The organism is Modestobacter sp. SYSU DS0511 (assembly GCF_054050755.1).
Genome location: NZ_JBJGZY010000018.1, coordinates 1 through 16,710 on the forward strand (window position 1 = coordinate 1; position 16,710 = coordinate 16,710).

At 74.1% G+C, this 16,710-nt stretch carries 17 protein-coding genes and 1 pseudogene; 1 reads left to right on the forward strand and 17 read right to left on the reverse strand.

Going from position 1 to position 16,710, the window contains the following annotated elements:
* Positions 1–219: hypothetical protein (locus tag ACI783_RS10835; RefSeq protein ID WP_457140449.1), on the forward strand; the 219-nt coding region annotated here is incomplete at its 5' end.
* Positions 220–459: 240 nt separating this feature from the next.
* Here the strand turns inward: ACI783_RS10835 and dapB are convergent.
* The 17 genes and pseudogenes from dapB to ACI783_RS10920 all read right to left on the reverse strand — a co-directional run bounded on the left by dapB (position 460) and on the right by ACI783_RS10920 (position 16,702).
* The gene (dapB, locus tag ACI783_RS10840) at positions 460–1,269 is read right to left on the reverse strand and encodes a 4-hydroxy-tetrahydrodipicolinate reductase (protein WP_457140450.1); all 810 of its coding nucleotides are present in this window, start codon (positions 1,267–1,269) and stop codon (positions 460–462) included.
* 59 nt (positions 1,270–1,328) lie between these two features.
* Positions 1,329–1,697, reverse strand: coding sequence for a VanZ family protein (locus tag ACI783_RS10845; protein ID WP_457140451.1), 369 nt, complete (start codon positions 1,695–1,697; stop codon positions 1,329–1,331).
* Between the two features lie 3 nt (positions 1,698–1,700).
* Positions 1,701–3,086 (reverse strand): M16 family metallopeptidase, encoded by a 1,386-nt coding sequence (locus tag ACI783_RS10850; protein WP_457140452.1) that lies wholly within the window; start codon positions 3,084–3,086, stop codon positions 1,701–1,703.
* A complete protein-coding gene (locus tag ACI783_RS10855; RefSeq protein WP_457140453.1) occupies positions 3,083–5,344 on the reverse strand; it encodes a polyribonucleotide nucleotidyltransferase in 2,262 nt (753 codons plus the stop codon). Before ACI783_RS10855 ends, ACI783_RS10850 begins: the two co-directional genes overlap by 4 nt.
* A 259-nt stretch (positions 5,345–5,603) precedes the next feature.
* Entirely contained in the window at positions 5,604–5,873 is a 270-nt protein-coding gene (gene rpsO, locus ACI783_RS10860) for a 30S ribosomal protein S15 (RefSeq protein ID WP_029339129.1), read from the reverse strand.
* Positions 5,874–5,997: 124 nt separating this feature from the next.
* The gene (locus tag ACI783_RS10865) at positions 5,998–6,975 is read right to left on the reverse strand and encodes a bifunctional riboflavin kinase/FAD synthetase (protein ID WP_457140454.1); all 978 of its coding nucleotides are present in this window, start codon (positions 6,973–6,975) and stop codon (positions 5,998–6,000) included.
* Positions 6,976–6,998: 23 nt separating this feature from the next.
* Positions 6,999–8,147, reverse strand: coding sequence for a branched-chain amino acid aminotransferase (locus ACI783_RS10870; protein ID WP_457140455.1), 1,149 nt, complete (start codon positions 8,145–8,147; stop codon positions 6,999–7,001).
* Positions 8,148–8,274: 127 nt separating this feature from the next.
* Complete coding sequence (locus ACI783_RS10875; protein ID WP_457084695.1) at positions 8,275–8,607, reverse strand: antibiotic biosynthesis monooxygenase family protein; 333 nt, start codon at positions 8,605–8,607, stop codon at positions 8,275–8,277.
* Between the two features lie 163 nt (positions 8,608–8,770).
* Positions 8,771–9,691: a tRNA pseudouridine(55) synthase TruB gene (truB, locus tag ACI783_RS10880; protein ID WP_457140456.1), complete on the reverse strand. Its 921-nt coding sequence runs from the start codon at positions 9,689–9,691 to the stop codon at positions 8,771–8,773.
* Positions 9,688–11,013, reverse strand: coding sequence for an MATE family efflux transporter (locus ACI783_RS10885; protein ID WP_457140457.1), 1,326 nt, complete (start codon positions 11,011–11,013; stop codon positions 9,688–9,690). Before ACI783_RS10885 ends, truB begins: the two co-directional genes overlap by 4 nt.
* Positions 11,010–12,005: a DHH family phosphoesterase gene (locus ACI783_RS10890; RefSeq protein WP_457140458.1), complete on the reverse strand. Its 996-nt coding sequence runs from the start codon at positions 12,003–12,005 to the stop codon at positions 11,010–11,012. Before ACI783_RS10890 ends, ACI783_RS10885 begins: the two co-directional genes overlap by 4 nt.
* The gene (locus tag ACI783_RS10895) at positions 12,002–12,250 is read right to left on the reverse strand and encodes a hypothetical protein (protein ID WP_457140459.1); all 249 of its coding nucleotides are present in this window, start codon (positions 12,248–12,250) and stop codon (positions 12,002–12,004) included. Before ACI783_RS10895 ends, ACI783_RS10890 begins: the two co-directional genes overlap by 4 nt.
* Positions 12,247–12,816 carry a 30S ribosome-binding factor RbfA gene (rbfA, locus tag ACI783_RS10900; protein WP_457140460.1) on the reverse strand — a complete coding sequence of 190 codons (570 nt, stop codon included), beginning with the start codon at positions 12,814–12,816 and terminating at the stop codon, positions 12,247–12,249. Before rbfA ends, ACI783_RS10895 begins: the two co-directional genes overlap by 4 nt.
* 108 nt (positions 12,817–12,924) lie before the next feature.
* Positions 12,925–13,242, reverse strand: a complete 318-nt coding sequence (locus ACI783_RS10905; RefSeq protein ID WP_457140461.1) for a DUF503 domain-containing protein — start codon at positions 13,240–13,242, stop codon at positions 12,925–12,927.
* 69 nt (positions 13,243–13,311) lie between these two features.
* Positions 13,312–15,147 (reverse strand): translation initiation factor IF-2, encoded by a 1,836-nt coding sequence (infB, locus tag ACI783_RS10910; protein ID WP_457084739.1) that lies wholly within the window; start codon positions 15,145–15,147, stop codon positions 13,312–13,314.
* 987 nt (positions 15,148–16,134) lie between these two features.
* Positions 16,135–16,275 (reverse strand): annotated as a pseudogene (locus ACI783_RS10915) (translation initiation factor IF-2 N-terminal domain-containing protein); the annotation flags it as partial.
* 61 nt (positions 16,276–16,336) lie between these two features.
* Complete coding sequence (locus ACI783_RS10920) at positions 16,337–16,702, reverse strand: YlxR family protein (RefSeq protein WP_457140462.1); 366 nt, start codon at positions 16,700–16,702, stop codon at positions 16,337–16,339.
* Positions 16,703–16,710 lie beyond the last annotated feature (8 nt).

The following is a 16,710-nucleotide window of genomic DNA, read 5'->3' on the forward strand; positions in this document are numbered from 1 at the left end:
AGCACTCTCGATGTCAATCAACCAAAGGAATCCCCAACCCGATCGCAGAACGACCAGGCCGAATGGGGGTTTAACTATATGGCACTGACTTTCGGCACGCTGTTGAGTTCTCAAGGAGCGGACGCGCACGAAACCCGACCGAATCTCTCCGGCCCTCGTTCGCGGCGGCTTGTTCCACGTTACGCCGTGCACGGCTCGCTGTCACACCCGGGGGTCTGACCTCGCGGCTCCCGGCCCTTTCGGCCCGGTCTCGCTCGGCGCAGAAAGAAAGTTACGTGGCCGGAGGGGGCTCGTCAAACCGCAGATGGCCATCTGGTGCACGTTCCGCCTCCCATGGGACGGGTTGCACGACGAACGCGCAGGTCAGCGCCGTGCCGTTGGCGCTGGAATGCGAGCCAGGTCACGTGCCGCGAGCCCGTTCGAGCGCCCCAGGAGCCCCCCGGGCACCACGAGGGCTGCTCAGAGACCCAGGAGGGACTCGATCCCGACCGTCAGGCCGGGGCGGTTGCGGACCTCGCGCACGGCAAGGAGGACCCCGGGCATGAAGGACGCCCGGTCGTAGGAGTCGTGCCGCAGGCTCAGCGTCTCCCCCGCCGCGCCCATCAGGACCTCCTGGTGCGCGACCAGTCCGGTCAGCCGGACCGCGTGCACGGGGACCCCCTCGACGTCCGCGCCCCGGGCGCCCGGCAGGGAGTCCGACTCACGGGTCGCGTCGGGCGCGTCCGGGACACCGGCCGCCCGCCGGGCCGCAGCGACCAGGCGGGCGGTGCGTGCGGCGGTGCCGGACGGGGCGTCGACCTTGGCCGGGTGGTGCAGTTCCACGATCTCCACCGAGGGGAAGAAGCGGGCGGCCTCCTGGGCGAAGCGCATGAGCAGCACGGCACCGATGCCGAAGTTCGGCGCGATGAGCACCCCGAGGTCGGGCTTGGGCTGCAGCCACTGGGCGATCGTCGCCAGGCGCTCCTCGTCGAAGCCCGTCGTCCCCACCACGCAGTGGATGTTCTGGTCGATGCAGAAGCGGATGTTCTCCATGACCGAGTCAGGGCGGGTGAAGTCCACGACCACCTGTGCGCCGGCGTCAGCGACGTTGAACAGCCAGTCCCGCTCGTCGACCATGGCGACGAGCTCCATGTCCTCGGCCGCGTCGACGGCGCGACACACCTCGGTGCCCATCCGCCCCCGCGCCCCCAGCACGCCGACCGGGATGAGCGGGGCCTCCCCGGCGGGGGTTTCGGCGGCGGACACGGTCGCGGTGGGGGGTGTGCTCACCCCGCGATGCTCACCAACCCGGCCGCCCGGCGCAAGGCGGCCCACCCAGCGGCGGCAGATCAGCTCACGGTCGTGCGGCGCCGGCGGGTGGACGCCGTCCAGGCCGCCAGGCCGAGAGCCACCCCGACCACGTCGGCGAGCAGGTCGCCCACGGAGGCGTTCCGGCCCACCAGGTCGGTTCCCTGGAGCAGCTCGCTCACCCCGGCGTAGAGCACGAGCGCGCCGGCCAGGACACCACCACCGATGCCCGCCCAGCGTCCACTGCCCGCCAACGCGGCGAAGAGCAGCAGGTGGACCAGCTTGTCCACGCCGGGCGGGCTGTCCGGCACGCCGGATGGCGGTGCGAACAGCACCGCCAGGGAGACCAGGACGGCAACGGCGAAGACGCCCCGGGACAGGGCGCCGTGCACCCGCAGCGGTGAGGACACCGCTCAGCCCAGGAGCGCGTCGAGGTCGCGCTCGCGGTACGGCCCGACGACGGCCAGGCAGGTGGGGCGGGTCAGCAGGTCGGCGGCGACCGACCGCACCTGGTCCTCGTCGACCGACTCCAGCCGCTCCAGCACGGTGCGGACCGGCAGGTACTCCCCGTAGGAGAGCTCGCTCTTGCCCAGCCGGCTCATCCGCGAGCCGGTGTCCTCCAGCCCCAGCACGAGCCCGCCCTTCAGCTGGCCGCGGCCACGGGCCACCTCGTCGCCGCGCAACCCGTGGGCGGCCACCTCGGCGAGCTCCGCACGCACCAGTCGGAGCACCTCCGGAACCCGCTTGGGCGAGCAGCCGGCGTACACCGAGAAGGTGCCCGTGCCCGCGTAGTGGGTGAGCGACGAACCGACGCTGTACACCAACCCGCGCTTCTCCCGGACCTCCTGGAACAGCCGGGAGCTCATCCCCCCACCGACGGCGGCGTCGAGCACCGCCGCGGCGTACCGGCGGTCGTCGAGCCGTGGGAGGCCGACGCTCCCCAGCAGCAGGTGGGTCTGCTCGGTCCGCCGGTGGATCAGTCCGGCCGGCCTGGCCGGCCCGTCCGGCCGCACGTCGTCGCCCGACCGCAGCGGGTCCGGTCCCCCGGTCCCGGTCAGCCGGTCGCCGAATGCCGCGGTCACCAGGTTCACCACCTGCTGGTGGTCGACACGCCCCGCGGCCGAGACCACGATCGAGGGGACCCGGTAGCGCGAGCGGTACCAGCCGTCGACGTCGTCGCGGGTCAGCGCCTCGATCGACTCGACGGTGCCGAGCACCGACCGGCCCAGCGGCGAGTCGCCGAACAGGGTCTCGGAGAACAGGTCGTGCACGGCGTCGGCGGGCTCGTCGTCGCGCATGGCGATCTCCTCGAGCACCACCGTGCGCTCGGACTCCAGGTCCGGGCCGGTGTTGAGCGCCTCCGTGACCAGGTCACCGAGGAGGGTGACCGCCAGCGGCAGGTCGCTGGCGAGCACGTTCGCGTAGTAGCAGGTGTGCTCCTTGGCGGTGAAGGCGTTCATCTCACCGCCCACGGCGTCCATCGCCGTGGCGATCTCCAGCGCCGTGCGGCTGCGGGTGCCCTTGAACAGCAGGTGCTCGAGGAAGTGCGAGGAGCCGCCCAGCGCCGGGCTCTCGTCCCGGGACCCGACGCCGACCCAGATGCCGAGGGTCGCCGAGAGGACACCCGGCATGGACTCGGTGACCACCCGGAGCCCCCCGGGCAGCTCCGTCCGCTCCACCCGGCCGCCGACCTCGTCGACGTCCAGCACCTGCGTCGTGCCGGCGGTGAGACCGGCCGGGGCCGGGACGGACGCCGCAGCGCCCGTCCCGGCCCCGGTCAGGCCGTCCGAGGTGGTCACGCCTCCGCGGGCGTGGCGTCGTCGGCCGGAGCCGCGTCGCCGGCGGCGGCCGCGTCACCCTCGGCGACCGGCACCAGGCTGATCTTGCCGCGGGCGTCGATGTCGGTGATCTCCACCTGGAGCTTGTCCCCGACGTTCGCGACGTCCTCGACCTTGGCGATCCGCTTGGCGCCACCCAGCTTGCTGATGTGCACCAGACCGTCCCGGCCCGGCAGCAGCGAGACGAAGGCACCGAAGGCGGTCGTCTTCACCACGGTGCCGAGGAACCGCTCGCCGACCTTGGGCAGCGTCGGGTTCGCGATCGCGTTGATCCGGTCGACCGCGGCCTGGGCCGAGGGGCCGTCGGAGGCGCCGACGTAGATCGTGCCGTCGTCCTCGATGGTGATGTCGGCGCCGGTCTCGTCCTGGATCGCGTTGATCATCTGGCCCTTCGGGCCGATGACCGCGCCGATCTTGTCGACCGGGATGCGCACCGTGGTCACCCGCGGGGCGTACGGGCTCATCTCGTCGGGGCCGTCGATCGCCTCGAGCATGACGTCGAGGATGTGCAGCCGGGCCGCGCGGGCCTGGGTCAGCGCACCGGCGAGGACGTCGGAGGGGATGCCGTCGAGCTTCGTGTCCAGCTGGAGGGCCGTGACGAAGTCCTTGGTGCCGGCGACCTTGAAGTCCATGTCACCGAAGGCGTCCTCGGCGCCGAGGATGTCGGTCAGCGCGACGTACTCCGTCTTGCCGTCGACCTCGTCGGAGACCAGGCCCATGGCGATGCCGGCCACCGGGGCCTTCAGCGGCACGCCGGCGTTGAGCAGCGCCAGCGTCGAGGCGCAGACCGAGCCCATCGAGGTGGAGCCGTTGGACCCGAGGGCCTCGGAGACCTGGCGGATCGCGTAGGGGAACTCCTCGCGGTCCGGCAGCACGGGCAGCAGCGCGCGCTCGGCCAGCGCGCCGTGGCCGATCTCGCGGCGCTTGGGCGAGCCCACGCGACCGGTCTCACCGGTGGAGTAGGGCGGGAAGTTGTAGTTGTGCATGTACCGCTTGCGGGTGACCGGGTTCAGCGTGTCCAGCTGCTGCTCCATGCGGAGCATGTTCAGCGTGGTGACGCCCAGGATCTGGGTCTCACCGCGCTCGAACAGCGCCGAGCCGTGCACCCGGGGCAGCACCTCGACCTCGGCCGACAGCGGCCGGATGTCGGTGAGACCACGGCCGTCGATGCGGACCTTGTCGCGCAGGATGCGCTGCCGGACGACCTTCTTGGTGACCGCGCGGAAGGCCCCGGAGATCTCCTTCTCGCGGCCCTCGAACTGGCCGGCCAGCGCGGCCTTGACCTCGTCCTTGAGCGCGTCGGTGGCCTCCTCGCGCTCCTGCTTGCCGGCGATCGCCTGGGCGACGGCGAGCTTCTCGGCGGCCTGGGCCTCGACGGCGGCGTAGACGTCGTCGGAGTAGTCCAGGAAGCGGGGGAAGTGCGCCTCGGGCTTGGCGGCCTTGCCGGCCAGCTCGGACTGCGCCTGGCACAGCGCCTTGATGAACGGCTTGGCGGCCTCGAGGCCCTGCGCCACGACCTCCTCGGTCGGGGCGGTGGCCCCGCCGGCGACCAGCTCGACGGTCTTCTCGGTGGCCTCGGCCTCGACCATCATGATCGCGACGTCACCGTCGGGCAGGACCCGGCCGGCCACGACCATGTCGAAGACGGCGTCCTCGAGCTCGGCGTGGGTCGGGAAGCCCACCCACTGGCCGTTGATCAGCGCCACCCGGGTGCCGCCGATCGGGCCGGAGAACGGCAGGCCGGAGAGCTGGGTGGAGGCCGACGCGCCGTTGATGGCGAGCACGTCGTACAGGTGGTCGGGATCCAGGGACAGAACCGTGATGACGACCTGGACCTCGTTGCGCAGGCCCTTGGCGAAGGTCGGGCGCAGCGGGCGGTCGATCAGCCGGCAGGTGAGGATCGCGTCCTCGGACGGGCGGCCCTCACGGCGGAAGAACGAACCGGGGATCTTCCCGAGCGAGTACATCCGCTCCTCGACGTCCACCGTGAGCGGGAAGAAGTCGAACTGCTCCTTGGGCTGGCGGCCGGCCGTGGTGGCCGACAGCAGCGTGGTGTCGCCCATGGTGGCGACGACGGAGCCGGCGGCCTGCTTCGCGAGGCGGCCGGTCTCGAAGGTGACGGTGCGGGAGCCGAGGGCCCCGTTGTCGATCACCGCGGTCGCGGTGTAGACGCCGTCCTCGGCGTCGAAGTCGGTGGTCTCTGTGCTGGGTGCGGACATCGTGTCCTCTTCCTACGTCGCATACGGCGACGTCCTCTTCGCGGCGGGCTGCGCCGGCTCTCCTCCGGGGCGACCGGTCTTCGATCGAAGCTCCCGGGTGTCGTGTGCCCGCACCGGGTGCGGGCCGAACGTGCCCGGGGGCCACTACCGAGGACCGGCCCGCTGGTGGGGGACGGCAGACCGCCGGTGGGCCCGTGCGGCGGGTGCCGCACGAGTGAGGGGACCGTCCCGGTGTGCGGGAGCGGTCCCCTCGGTGGTGCTAGCGGCGCAGGCCGAGCCGCTCGATGAGCGAGCGGTACCGGTTGATGTCGGTCTTCGCCAGGTAGTTCAGCAGCCGCCGGCGGCGGCCGACCAGCAGGAGCAGGCCCCGCCGGCTGTGGTGGTCGTGCTTGTGCATCTTGAGGTGCTCGGTCAGGTCGCTGATCCGTCGGGTCAGCATCGCGACCTGCACCTCGGGGGAACCGGTGTCGTTCTCGACCGTCGCGTACTCGGTCATGATCTGCTTCTTCGTTGCGCTCTCCAGCGCCATGGTGCCTCCAGGGCAGGTCACGTGTGGCCCCCGGTCTGTGTCACGGGGGCAGCATGCACACACGTCGGTCACCCGACGTCCGCGCCAAGGTTACACACCGGTCACGACCGACGCCCACGGCCGGTCAGGTCAGGCCCAGCACCGCACGGGTCCGGGCGACGTCCTCGGCCATCGCCACGAGCAGTTCCGGAACGCCCGGGAAGGCGGTCATCGGGCGCAGCCGCTCGGCGAACTCGACCCCGACGTGCTCGCCGTAGAGGTCGCCGTCGAAGTCGAGCAGGTGCGCCTCGACCGTACGGCGGGCGCCCGCGAACGTGGGGTTGGAGCCCACCGAGATCGCCGCGGGGTGCCGGGCCCCGCTGGCGCCGGTCTGGTGGTCGCGCAGCACCAGGTGCCCGGCGTAGACACCGTCGGCCGGGACGGCGGTGTGCGCCGGGCTCTCCACGTTGGCCGTCGGGTACCCCAGCTCGCGGCCCCGCCGGTCCCCGCGCACGACGATCCCGTCGACCCGGTGCGGCCGGCCCAGCGCCAGCGCCGCCGACGTCATGTCGCCGGCGGCCACGCAGGCGCGGATGTACGTGGAGGAGATCGTGACGTCGCCACCGCCGACCGGGTCGGGTGCCTGCGCGACGCTGGCCAGGTCGACCCCCTCGACGCTGAACCCGAACCGGCGGCCCTCCGCGGTCAGGGTCTCCACCGTGCCGGCGGCCTTGTGCCCGTAGGTGAAGTTGCGGCCGACGACGACCCGCGCGGCGTGCAGGTGCTCGACCAGCACGGTGTGGGTGAACTCGCCGGGGTCGAGCCGGCTGAACTCCTGGGTGAAGGGCAGCACGCACATCGCGTCCACGCCGAGGGCGGCCACCAGCTCGGCCTTGCGATCGGCCGAGGTGAGGATCGCCGGGTGCGACCCGGGGCGGACCACCTCCGACGGGTGCGGGTCGAAGGTGAGCAGCAGCGCCGGGCGGCCCATCGCGCGGGCGCGGGCCACCGCGGCACCGATCAGCTGCTGGTGCCCCCGGTGGACCCCGTCGTACATGCCGATGGTCACCACCGTGCGCCCCAGGTCACCGGGCGTGGCGTCCAGCCCGCGCCAGCGCAGCACGTCGCTCCCCCGTACCGGCCGGCTCAGGAGGCGGCGGGGACGCGGTGCAGCCAGCCGTGGGTGTCGGCCACCCGGCCGTGCTGGACGTCGAGCAGGTGCTCACGCAGCCGCATGGTGAGCGGGCCGGGCTCGCCGTTGCCGACGACGAAGTCACCGGTGCGCGCCTTGACCGAGCCGACCGGGGTGATCACCGCTGCGGTGCCGCAGGCGAAGGTCTCGGTGATCGTGCCGTCGGCCACCCCGGCCCGCCACTCCTCGACGCTGAACTTCCGCTCGGTCACGGTGTGCCCCAGTTCGCGGGCGACGGTGACCAGTGAGTCACGGGTGATGCCGGGGAGCAGCGTGCCGGTGAGCTCGGGGGTGACCAGCTCGGCGTCGTCGCCGGCGCCGAGGACGAAGAACAGGTTCATCCCGCCCATCTCCTCGACGTACTTCTTCTCCACGGCGTCCAGCCACACGACCTGGTCGCAGCCGGCGGCGATGGCCTGCTCCTGGGCGAGCAGGCTGGCGGCGTAGTTGCCGGCGCACTTGACGTCGCCGGTGCCCCCGGGAGCCGCGCGGATGTAGTCCTCGGAGAGGTAGACCGACACCGGGTGCACGCCGCGCGGGAAGTAGGCACCGGCCGGGCTGGCGATGACGACGAAGAGGTACTCGTGCGCCGGCCGCACGCCGAGGAAGGGCTCGACCGCGAGCTGGTAGGGGCGCAGGTAGAGCGTCTGGTCGGGGCCGGTGGGCACCCAGTCGCGGTCGGCGTCGACCAGCGCGTCGACAGCGGTGAGGAAGGCCTCCTCGGGCACCGGCGGCATGGCCAGCCGGCGGGCACTGCGGGCGAAGCGGGCGGCGTTGGCCTCCGGGCGGAAGGTGGCCACGCTGCCGTCGGGCTGGGCGTAGGCCTTGAGCCCCTCGAAGATCGACTGGGCGTAGTGCAGCGCGGCGGCGCTCGGGTCGAGCTGCAGCGGCGCATAAGCGGTGAGCCGGGCGTCGACCCAACCCTCACCGGCCTGGTACCGGGCCACGAACATCGAGTCGGTGAAGTGCCGCCCGAAGCCCGGGTCGGCCAGCACGGCCGCGCGTTCGACGGTGGGCCGCCGCGGCACGTCCTCCGCGACCACCGGCACGCCGTCGGTGAAGACCCGAGCGGAGGTACGGCTGTCGGCGAGCGTGTCGGTCATGGCTCCCACCTGCTGGTGCTCGTGCTGGCGCGGTGCCCGGCGGGTGCCGGGCCGCCCCGTCACCCTAGTCCGCACCTCCCGTGCGGCCAGTGGCACCGGGGCGGCCCACCCCACGGACGGGGGGAGCTCAGCTCTTCTCGCCGTGCGGACCGGAGGACTGGACGACCTCGTAGCTCCACAGGTGGTTCTTCGACCGCTCCGCGGCGGGGGCCAGCGTGTCACCACCGCCGGCGTGGGCGCGGTCGAAGTCCTGGCTGGACTGCCAGGCCTGGTAGGCCTCCTCGCTGGTCCACCGGGTGTAGACGAGGTAGGCATCGGTGCCCTCGACGGGGCGCAGCAGCTCGAACCACTCGAAGCCCTCGGTGGTCTCCACGGCGCCGGCCCGGCCCCGGAACCGCTCCTCGAACCGCTCGCGCTTGTCCTCCGGCATGGTCACCACGTTGATCTTCACGACGCTCATGCCCCGCATCCTGCCCGTCCGGCCGGGAACCGACACGCCGGGTGCGCCAGACTCCGGCCACGGACCAGCAGCCGCGCACCACCGACCTCGGGCTCGCCCGGCTCGACCCGGACCCGGCCGCCCGCTCGTCGGGTCCGCTCACGCCCCGCAGGTGCCGCTGCGGTCAGGCCTGCGGGAAGCCGACGGCGACCCGCGCCACCGGGCCGGCGTCCTCGACCAGGGCCACCAGCCGGCCATCCGGGGCGATCGCGGCGTGCAGGCCGGGTGTGCCGGTGGCCGGCACCCGCTGGCCGTACCCGAGGGCGACGGCCTCCTCCGCGGTGAGCTCGCGGGCCGGGAAGACCGCGCGGGCCGCCTCGGCCAGCGGCAGCACGCCGGGGCCGCTCCCCCGTTCGCCCAGCGCCCCGGCGGCCTCCTCGACCGGCCGGGCCTGGCCGGTGTCGAAGGGCCCGGAGGACGTGCGCCGCAGTGCGGTGAGGTGCCCGCCGACGCCGAGGGCTGCACCGACGTCCCGGGCGACCGCCCGGATGTAGGTGCCGGTGCTGCAGGAGACGGTGACCTCGACGTCGACCAGGTCCGGGGTCGGCCGGGTCACCCGGTGGACGTCGATGGCGTGCACGGTGACCGACCGGGCGGCCAGCTCGACCTCCTCACCGGCCCGCACCCGGTCGTAGGAGCGCCGTCCGTCGACCTTGACCGCGCTGACCGAGGACGGCACCTGCTGGAGCGGGCCGACCTGGGCGGCCAGGGCGGCCCGCACGGCGTCCTCGGTGACCCCGGCGGCCGAGGTGGTGGCGGTGACCTCCCCCTCCCGGTCGTCGGTCACCGTGGACTGGCCCAGCCGGAGGGTGGCCGCGTAGACCTTGTCCGAGCCGGCCAGGTGACCCAGCAGCCGGGTGGCGGCCCCCACCCCGAGCACCAGCAGGCCGGTGGCCATGGGGTCGAGCGTGCCGGCGTGGCCGACCTTGCGCACCGACAGCACCCGACGGGCGCGGGCCACGACGTCGTGGGAGGTCATGCCGCCGGGCTTGTCGACCAGCAGCAGGGACGGCGGGACGTCGGCATCCGGTCTCTTGGGGCTCACGCCGTCACCGTCTCACCCAGCCAGGCGCTGCCCCGCACCCGCCAGCCGACCGCGACCAGCCGCAGCACGATGAAGAGGGTCAGCCCGCTCCACACCCCGGTCAGCCCCCAGTCCAGCCAGCCGGACAGCAGTGACAGCGGCACGAAGCCCACCAGCGCCGACCCGACGGTCACCGTGCGGAGCCAGGCGACGTCGCCGGCTCCCATGAGCACGCCGTCGAGGGCGAAGGCCGCGCCCGCCAGCGGCTGCATCAGGGCCAGGAACCACCAGACCACCCCGGTCTGGGCCAGCACCGCGGGGTCGTCGGTGAACAGCCCGGGCAGCGCCGGGCGCAGCAGGAGCAGCAGCGCCGCCACGAGCACGCCGGTGCCGAGTCCCCAGCGGAGGACCCGGGCCGCCGTGCGGCGGGCATCGGCCGGCCGGGCGGCGCCGAGGGCGTGCCCGACCAGGGTCTGTGCGGCGATGGCGTAGGCGTCCAGCACCAGGGCGAGGAACAGCCACAGCTGCAGGGCGATCTGGTGGGCGGCCAGCTGCGCGGTGCTCGCGCGGGCCACGACCGCTGCCGCCGCCGCGAACGCCAGCTGCAGCACCGCCGCCCGCACGAGCAGGTCCCGGCCGAGCACCAGCTGACCCCGCAGCGCCGCGGAGCGGGGGCGCCAGTCGATCCCGTGCCGGGCGACCTCCCGGGCCAGCGACCAGCCGAACAGCGCTGCGGCGACGGCCTGACCGGTCACGTTCGCCACGGCGGAGCCGACCAGGCCGAGGCCGGCCACGTGCACCAGCAGGGGGCACAGCACCAGGCTGACGAGGCTGCCGGCCAGCACGTAGCCCATCGGCCGGCGGAGCTCCTGCACACCGCGCAGCCAGCCGTTGCCCGCCAGGGCGACCAGGAGCAGCGGCAGGCCGGCGCTGGCCACCCGCAGCCACTGCTCACCGGCGGCGGCGACCGGCCCGGCACCGCCGGCCATCAGCCGGGTGAGCGGCCCGGCCAGCAGCTGGAGCAGCATCGCGCCCCCCAGTCCGAGGCACCCGGCCAGCCAGGTGGCCTGGACGCCCTCGCCGACGGCCCCGGCCCGGTCCCCGGCGCCCGCCCGTCGGGCGGCGCGGGCGGTGGTGCCGTAGGCGAGGAAGTTCAGCAGTCCGGCGACGACCGCCAGGAGGCCACCTCCGACGGCCAGCCCGCCCAGGGCGACCGTGCCCAGGTTGCCGACGACGGCGGTGTCGACGAGCAGGTACAGCGGCTCGGCGGCCAGCACCACCAGTGCGGGCGCCGCCAGCGACGGGATGCTCCGCTCGGCCGCGGGCGGGCCGGCCTCGCTCATGCCCGGCCGAGCTCCGACCGCAACTGGTCGACGGTGCCCTCCAGATCGAGCGCGGAGGTGTACCCGGCGGCCGCGCGGTGCCCGCCGCCCCCAAGGGCGATCGCCACCCGGGACACGTCGGTGGCGCCCCGGGAGCGCATGGAGACCACCCAGCTGCCGTCGTCGTGCCCCTTGACCACAGCGGCGACGTCGGCCTCGGCGGTGGACCGGACCACGTCGACCAGCGCCTCGAGCTGGTCGGCGGCCAGCCCGTGCCCGCGGGCCTCGGCCGCGGTGGCCCAGGTCCACACCAGGCCCGCACCGACCCCGGTCTCCAGCCGGGCCCGGCCGGTGACCTGGGACAGCAGCCCCAGCCAGCCGAAGGGCGCGGTGTCGAACAGCCGCCGGCTGATGGCGGCGTGGTCGATGCCGGCGCGCAGCAGCCGCGCGGCCAGCTCGTGGGTGCCGGGGGCGGTGTTGCCGAACCGGAAGGACCCGGTGTCGGCGGCCAGCCCGGCGTACAGGCAGGTGGCCAGCTCCCGGTCCAGCGGGACGTCCAGCCCGTCCAGGATCTCGGCGACCAGCGCGACGGTCGCCGCGGCGTGCGGCTCGACCAGCCGCACCTGGCCGAAGCCGGGGTTGCTGGCGTGGTGGTCGACGACCACGGAGCGACCGGCGGACTCGAGCAGCGGGGCGAGCTCGCCCAGCCGGCCGGGTGAGGCGGCGTCCAGGCTCACGAAGACGTCGACCGCGGCCGGCAGGGCCGCCGGGTCGGTCAGCCGGTCGGCGCCGGGCAGCCAGGCGAGCGAGTCGGGCAGGGTGAACGGTGCCGGGAAGGTGGCGACCACGCGGGCACCCCGACGGCGCAGCCCCTCGGCCAGGGCCAGGGTGCTGCCCAACGCGTCGGCGTCGGGCTGCACGTGCCCGGAGAGCACGACCGTCGCGCCCCCGTCGGCCGCCTCCGCCAGCACCCGCACCGCGGCCGCCAGCGGGGCGGAGACGGTGGCGGTCACGGGGTGCCGTCGGGCCCGGGGTCGGCGTGCGGGGGCTGCTGCGACTCGGCGGAGATGTCGCCACCGCCGACCGGGTAGGAGCTGCCGTCGTCGGGCTCGTCGGCGGCGATGCTCGGGACCTCCCCGATCTCGCCGCGCTTGCCGCCCGCGGTCGGGTCACCGGTGGCCGGCTCCTCCCGCCCGCCCAGGGTCACCCGTCGCTCGTCGGGGCCCTCGGGGTCGATCGGGTCAGTGGTCTCGGTCACGAGGCGCTCCGGGGGGTCGCCGGCGCGTCGGCCGGGTCGGTGAGCTCGGCGGCGTCGTCGCCGACGACGACGCCGTCGCCCTCGACGCCGTCGCCCTCGCTGTCGTCGTCGCCCTCGCTGTCGTCGTCGCCCTGCTCGTCCTCGTCGACGGCGGGACGGCGGTACGGGTCGGCCTCGCCGGCGTACTGCGCGCCCTCCCGGGCGCGCGCCAGCTCGGCGTCGGCCCGCCGGACGCGCTCGAGGGCCTCCTCGAGCTCCCGCGCGGTGTCCGGGACGATGTCGGCCACGAAGGACAGCGACGGCACGAACTTGATACCGGTCTGCTTGCCCACGGTGGACCGCAGGACCCCGGTGGCGCTGGCCAGCGCCCTGGCGGAGTCCTCGATCTCCTGGGCGTCGCCATACACGGTGTAGAACACCGTCGCCTCTCGCAGGTCGCTGGTCACCCGCGCGTCGGTGACGGTGACCATCCCCAGGCGCGGGTCCTTGATCTGCGTCTCGATGGTGGCGGAGACGATCTGGCGGATGCGCACCGCCAGCCGGCGTGCGCGTGCCGGGTCGGCCATCGGTCCTCCTCAGGTCGGGGCGCGTGGTGCGCCCGTCGGCCCCCTTCAGGGGCCCGCTGCGAGCTTGCGAGTGGTGGGGAGAAGGGGGGTTTCTCCTTCGAGGGCTCCTCAGTCGGTGTCGCTGTGCAGCTGCCGATGGGTCGACAGCAGCGTCACCTCGGGGCGTTCGGCCAGCAACCGCTCGCAGGCGTCGAGCACGTCGGTCACCTGCCCGGCCTCGCCGGCCACGGTGGCCACCCCGACCTGCACCCGGCGGTGGAGGTCCTGGTCGCCCACCTCGGCGGCGGCCACGGCGAAACGACGCCGCAGCTCGGCCACGATCGGCCGGACGACGGCCCGCTTGCCCTTGAGCGAGTGGACGTCACCCAGCAGCAGGTCGGCGGTGAGCGTGCCAGTGAAGATGAGGACCCTCCTGCCCCCCGCCACTCGCAGGCTCGCGGCGGGGCCCCTGCAGGAGGGCCGGAGGGCTCTCCTGCAGGGGCCTGGTCACCTGGATTATGCGCGCGGCTTCTCGCGGAGCTCGAAGGTCTCGATCACGTCGTCGACCTTGATGTCGTTGAACGACCCCAGGCCGATACCGCACTCGTAGCCCTCGCGCACCTCGGTCGCGTCGTCCTTGAAGCGGCGCAGGGAGTCGACCGACAGGTTGTCGGCGACCACGGCACCGTCGCGGATGAGGCGCGCCTTGGAGTTGCGCACGATCGTGCCGCTGCGGACCAGCGAGCCGGCGACGTTTCCGATGCGCGGGACACGGAAGACCTCGCGGACCTCCGCGGTGCCCAGCTGCACCTCTTCGTACTCCGGCTTGAGCATGCCCTTGAGGGCGGACTCGATCTCCTCGATGGCCTGGTAGATGACCGTGTAGTACCGGACGTCCACGCCCTCGCGGTTGGCGAGCTCGGTGGCCTGCCCCTCGGCCCGGACGTTGAAGCCCAGGACGATGACGTCGTCGGCCAGCGCCAGGTCGATGTCGCTCTTGGTGATCCCGCCGACGCCGCGGTGGATGACCCGCAGCGACAGGTCGTCGCTCACCTCGATCTTCATCAGCGCCTCTTCGAGCGCCTCGACGGTGCCCGAGTTGTCGCCCTTGATGATCAGGTTGAGCTGACGGGTCTCCTTGAGCGCCGCGTCGAGGTCCTCCAGGCTGATCCGCTTCCGCATCTGCGCGTTCTGCGCGTTGCGGATCCGGGCCTGGCGGCGGTCGGCGATCTGCCGGGCGACGCGGTCCTCCTCGACGACGAGGAAGGTGTCCCCGGCCCGCGGCACGGAGGTGAGGCCGACGACCTGCACCGGGCGGGCCGGCAGCGCCTCCTTGAGCTTGTTGCCGTGCTCGTCGAGCAGCGACCGGACACGCCCGTAGGCGTCGCCGGCCACGATCGAGTCGCCCTGGCGCAGCGTGCCGCGCTGGACCAGCACCGTGGCCACCGGGCCCCGGCCCTTGTCCAGCTTGCCCTCGATCACCACGCCCTGGGGGTCCTGCTCGGTGTTCGCGCGCAGGTCCAGGGAGGCGTCGGCGGTCAGCAGGATCGCCGCGAGCAGGTCGTTGAGGCCCTGGCCCGAGATCGCGGAGACGTCGACGAACATCGTCTCGCCGCCGTACTCCTCGGCCACCAGCCCGTACTCGGTGAGCTGCTGGCGGATCTTGGCGGGGTTGGCCCCCTCCTTGTCGATCTTGTTGACCGCGACCACGATCGGCACCTCGGCGGCCTGGGCGTGGTTCAGCGCCTCGACCGTCTGCGGCATGACGCCGTCGTCGGCGGCCACGACCAGCACGACGATGTCGGTGACCTTCGCACCACGGGCACGCATCGCGGTGAACGACTCGTGACCCGGGGTGTCGATGAAGGTGACCGGGCGCTCGTTGCCCTCCAGCTCGGTGACGATCTGGTAGGCGCCGATGTGCTGCGTGATGCCACCGGCCTCCTTGCCGGCCACGTTGGCGTTCCGCAGCGCGTCGAGGAGCTTCGTCTTCCCGTGGTCGACGTGACCCATGACGGTGACCACCGGCGGGCGGGAGGACCAGTCCTCCTCGTCGCCCTCCTCGTCACCGAAGGTCAGGTCGAAGGTCTCGAGGAGCTCGCGGTCCTCGTCCTCGGGGCTGACCACCTGGATGACCCAGCCGATCTCGGCACCGAGCAGCTGCAGCGTGTCGTCGTTCACCGACTGCGTCGCGGTGACCATCTCGCCCAGGTGGAACAGGGCGGTGACCAGCGCGGCCGGCTGGGCGTTGATCCGCTCGGCCAGGTCGGTCAGCGAGGCACCCCGCGGCAGGCGGACGGTCTGCCCGTTGCCGCGCGGCAGGCTGACGCCGCCCATGTTGGGCGCCGCCATGGAGTCGAACTCCTGACGCCGCTGCTTCTTGCTCTTGCGCCCACGGACCGGACCGCGACCACCCGGACGCCCGAAGGCACCCGCGGTGCCCGCACCGGAGCCACCGCGACCACGACCGCGGCCACCGCCACCCGGGCGGAAGCCACCGCCGGCCGGAGCGCCACCGGGCGCGCCGCCACCACCGGGACGGAAACCGCCGCCACCGCCGGGACCACCCGGGCGACCGCGGCCGCCAGGGGCACCGGGGCGACCGCCGCCGGCGGGGCGCGGCGGCATCATGCCCGGGCTCGGACGCTGCGGCATCATGCCCGGGTTGGGACGGGGCCCACCCGGACCAGCCGAGGGACGGGGCCCACCCGGACCAGCCGAGGGACGGGGCCCACCGGGACCGGCCGCCGGACGCGGGCCACCGGCGCCCGGGCCGGGGCGGGGACCACCCTGGCCGGGAGCGCCACCGGGGCCGGGACGCCCCGGGGCCGCGGGCCGCGGCGCGCTGCTGAAGGGGTTGTTGCCCGGACGCGGCGCCGGCCGGGGGCCGGGTCGCGGCCCGGCGCCCGCCGGACGCGGAGCGCCCGGGGTGGCGCCGCCACCGGCACCGGGACGCGCCGCGGGACCGGGACGGGGCCCGGACTGCGGTGCGGCCGGGGGCTGCTGGGGAGGCGCGCTCGCCGCGGCCGGGGCCGGGGCGGGAGGCGGAGTCGGGGCCGGAGCCGCCGGACGGGGACCGGGCCGCGGGCCGGGACGGGGCCCGGCCGCCGGTGCAGGTGCAGGTGCTGCCGGTGCGGGCGCGGCAGGAGCCGCCGGAGCCTGCGGCGCAGGCGCCTCGGCCTGCGGCGCGGGCGCCGGAGCGGGGGTCGCCGGAGCCTGGGGCGCGGCCGCCGGCGCGCTGGGCGCGGCCGGACGGGGGGCCGGGCGCGGACCGGGACGGGGGGCGGAGCTGCTGCGGCTCTCACCGGAGCCTGAGCCACCCCCGGGGAACGCCTCACGCAGCCGTCGGGCCACCGGGGCCTCGACGGTGGACGAGGCGGACTTCACGAACTCGCCCTGCTCCTTGAGCTTGGCGAGCACTGCCTTGCTGTCGACGCCGAGCTCTTTCGCGAGCTCGTGTACGCGGGCCTTGCCTGGCACGGGTCTCCTCTTCGTGAGGCCGGCGGCTGGCCCGCTCGACCTCGTCGTCAGTGGTGCATGGTCATCGTGGCGACTTCACGGGTTGCTCATCCGAGGGGTCGTCCTGTTCGAGTGGTGGACCGGCCGGGTGCCGGTCCGACGGTGTCCCGCCCGGCGCCGCACGCCCGGCGGACCGGGCGATGTGGCTCTCGAGCGGACCGGTCTCCAGCGGCACGCTGCTGCGCAGCGCGCGCGGGAAGGCCCGGCGCCGCACTGCTGCGTGCAGGCACTCACCGGTGGGGTGCAGGGATGCACCCCGGCCGGGGAGCCGCCGCCGCGGGTCGGGGGTGAGCCCCCCGTCACGGACGACGACACGCAACAGCTCGGTGACCGGAGCGCGTCGCCGGCACCCCACACAGGTGCGGACCGGGATCGACGTGTCGGCCATCGATGAGT

Excerpts from the sequence above, each read along its gene's own strand:
- rpsO (WP_029339129.1), bottom strand. The coding sequence starts at position 5,873 with ATGGCGCTGGAGAGCGCAACGAAGAAGCAGATCATGACCGAGTACGCG.
- ACI783_RS10885 (WP_457140457.1), bottom strand. The coding sequence starts at position 11,013 with ATGAGCGAGGCCGGCCCGCCCGCGGCCGAGCGGAGCATCCCGTCGCTG.
- infB (WP_457084739.1), bottom strand. The coding sequence starts at position 15,147 with ATGGCGGCGCCCAACATGGGCGGCGTCAGCCTGCCGCGCGGCAACGGG.
- ACI783_RS10870 (WP_457140455.1), bottom strand. The coding sequence starts at position 8,147 with ATGACCGACACGCTCGCCGACAGCCGTACCTCCGCTCGGGTCTTCACC.
- ACI783_RS10855 (WP_457140453.1), bottom strand. The coding sequence starts at position 5,344 with ATGTCCGCACCCAGCACAGAGACCACCGACTTCGACGCCGAGGACGGC.
- ACI783_RS10920 (WP_457140462.1), bottom strand. The coding sequence starts at position 16,702 with ATGGCCGACACGTCGATCCCGGTCCGCACCTGTGTGGGGTGCCGGCGA.
- rbfA (WP_457140460.1), bottom strand. The coding sequence starts at position 12,816 with ATGGCCGACCCGGCACGCGCACGCCGGCTGGCGGTGCGCATCCGCCAG.
- ACI783_RS10875 (WP_457084695.1), bottom strand. The coding sequence starts at position 8,607 with ATGAGCGTCGTGAAGATCAACGTGGTGACCATGCCGGAGGACAAGCGC.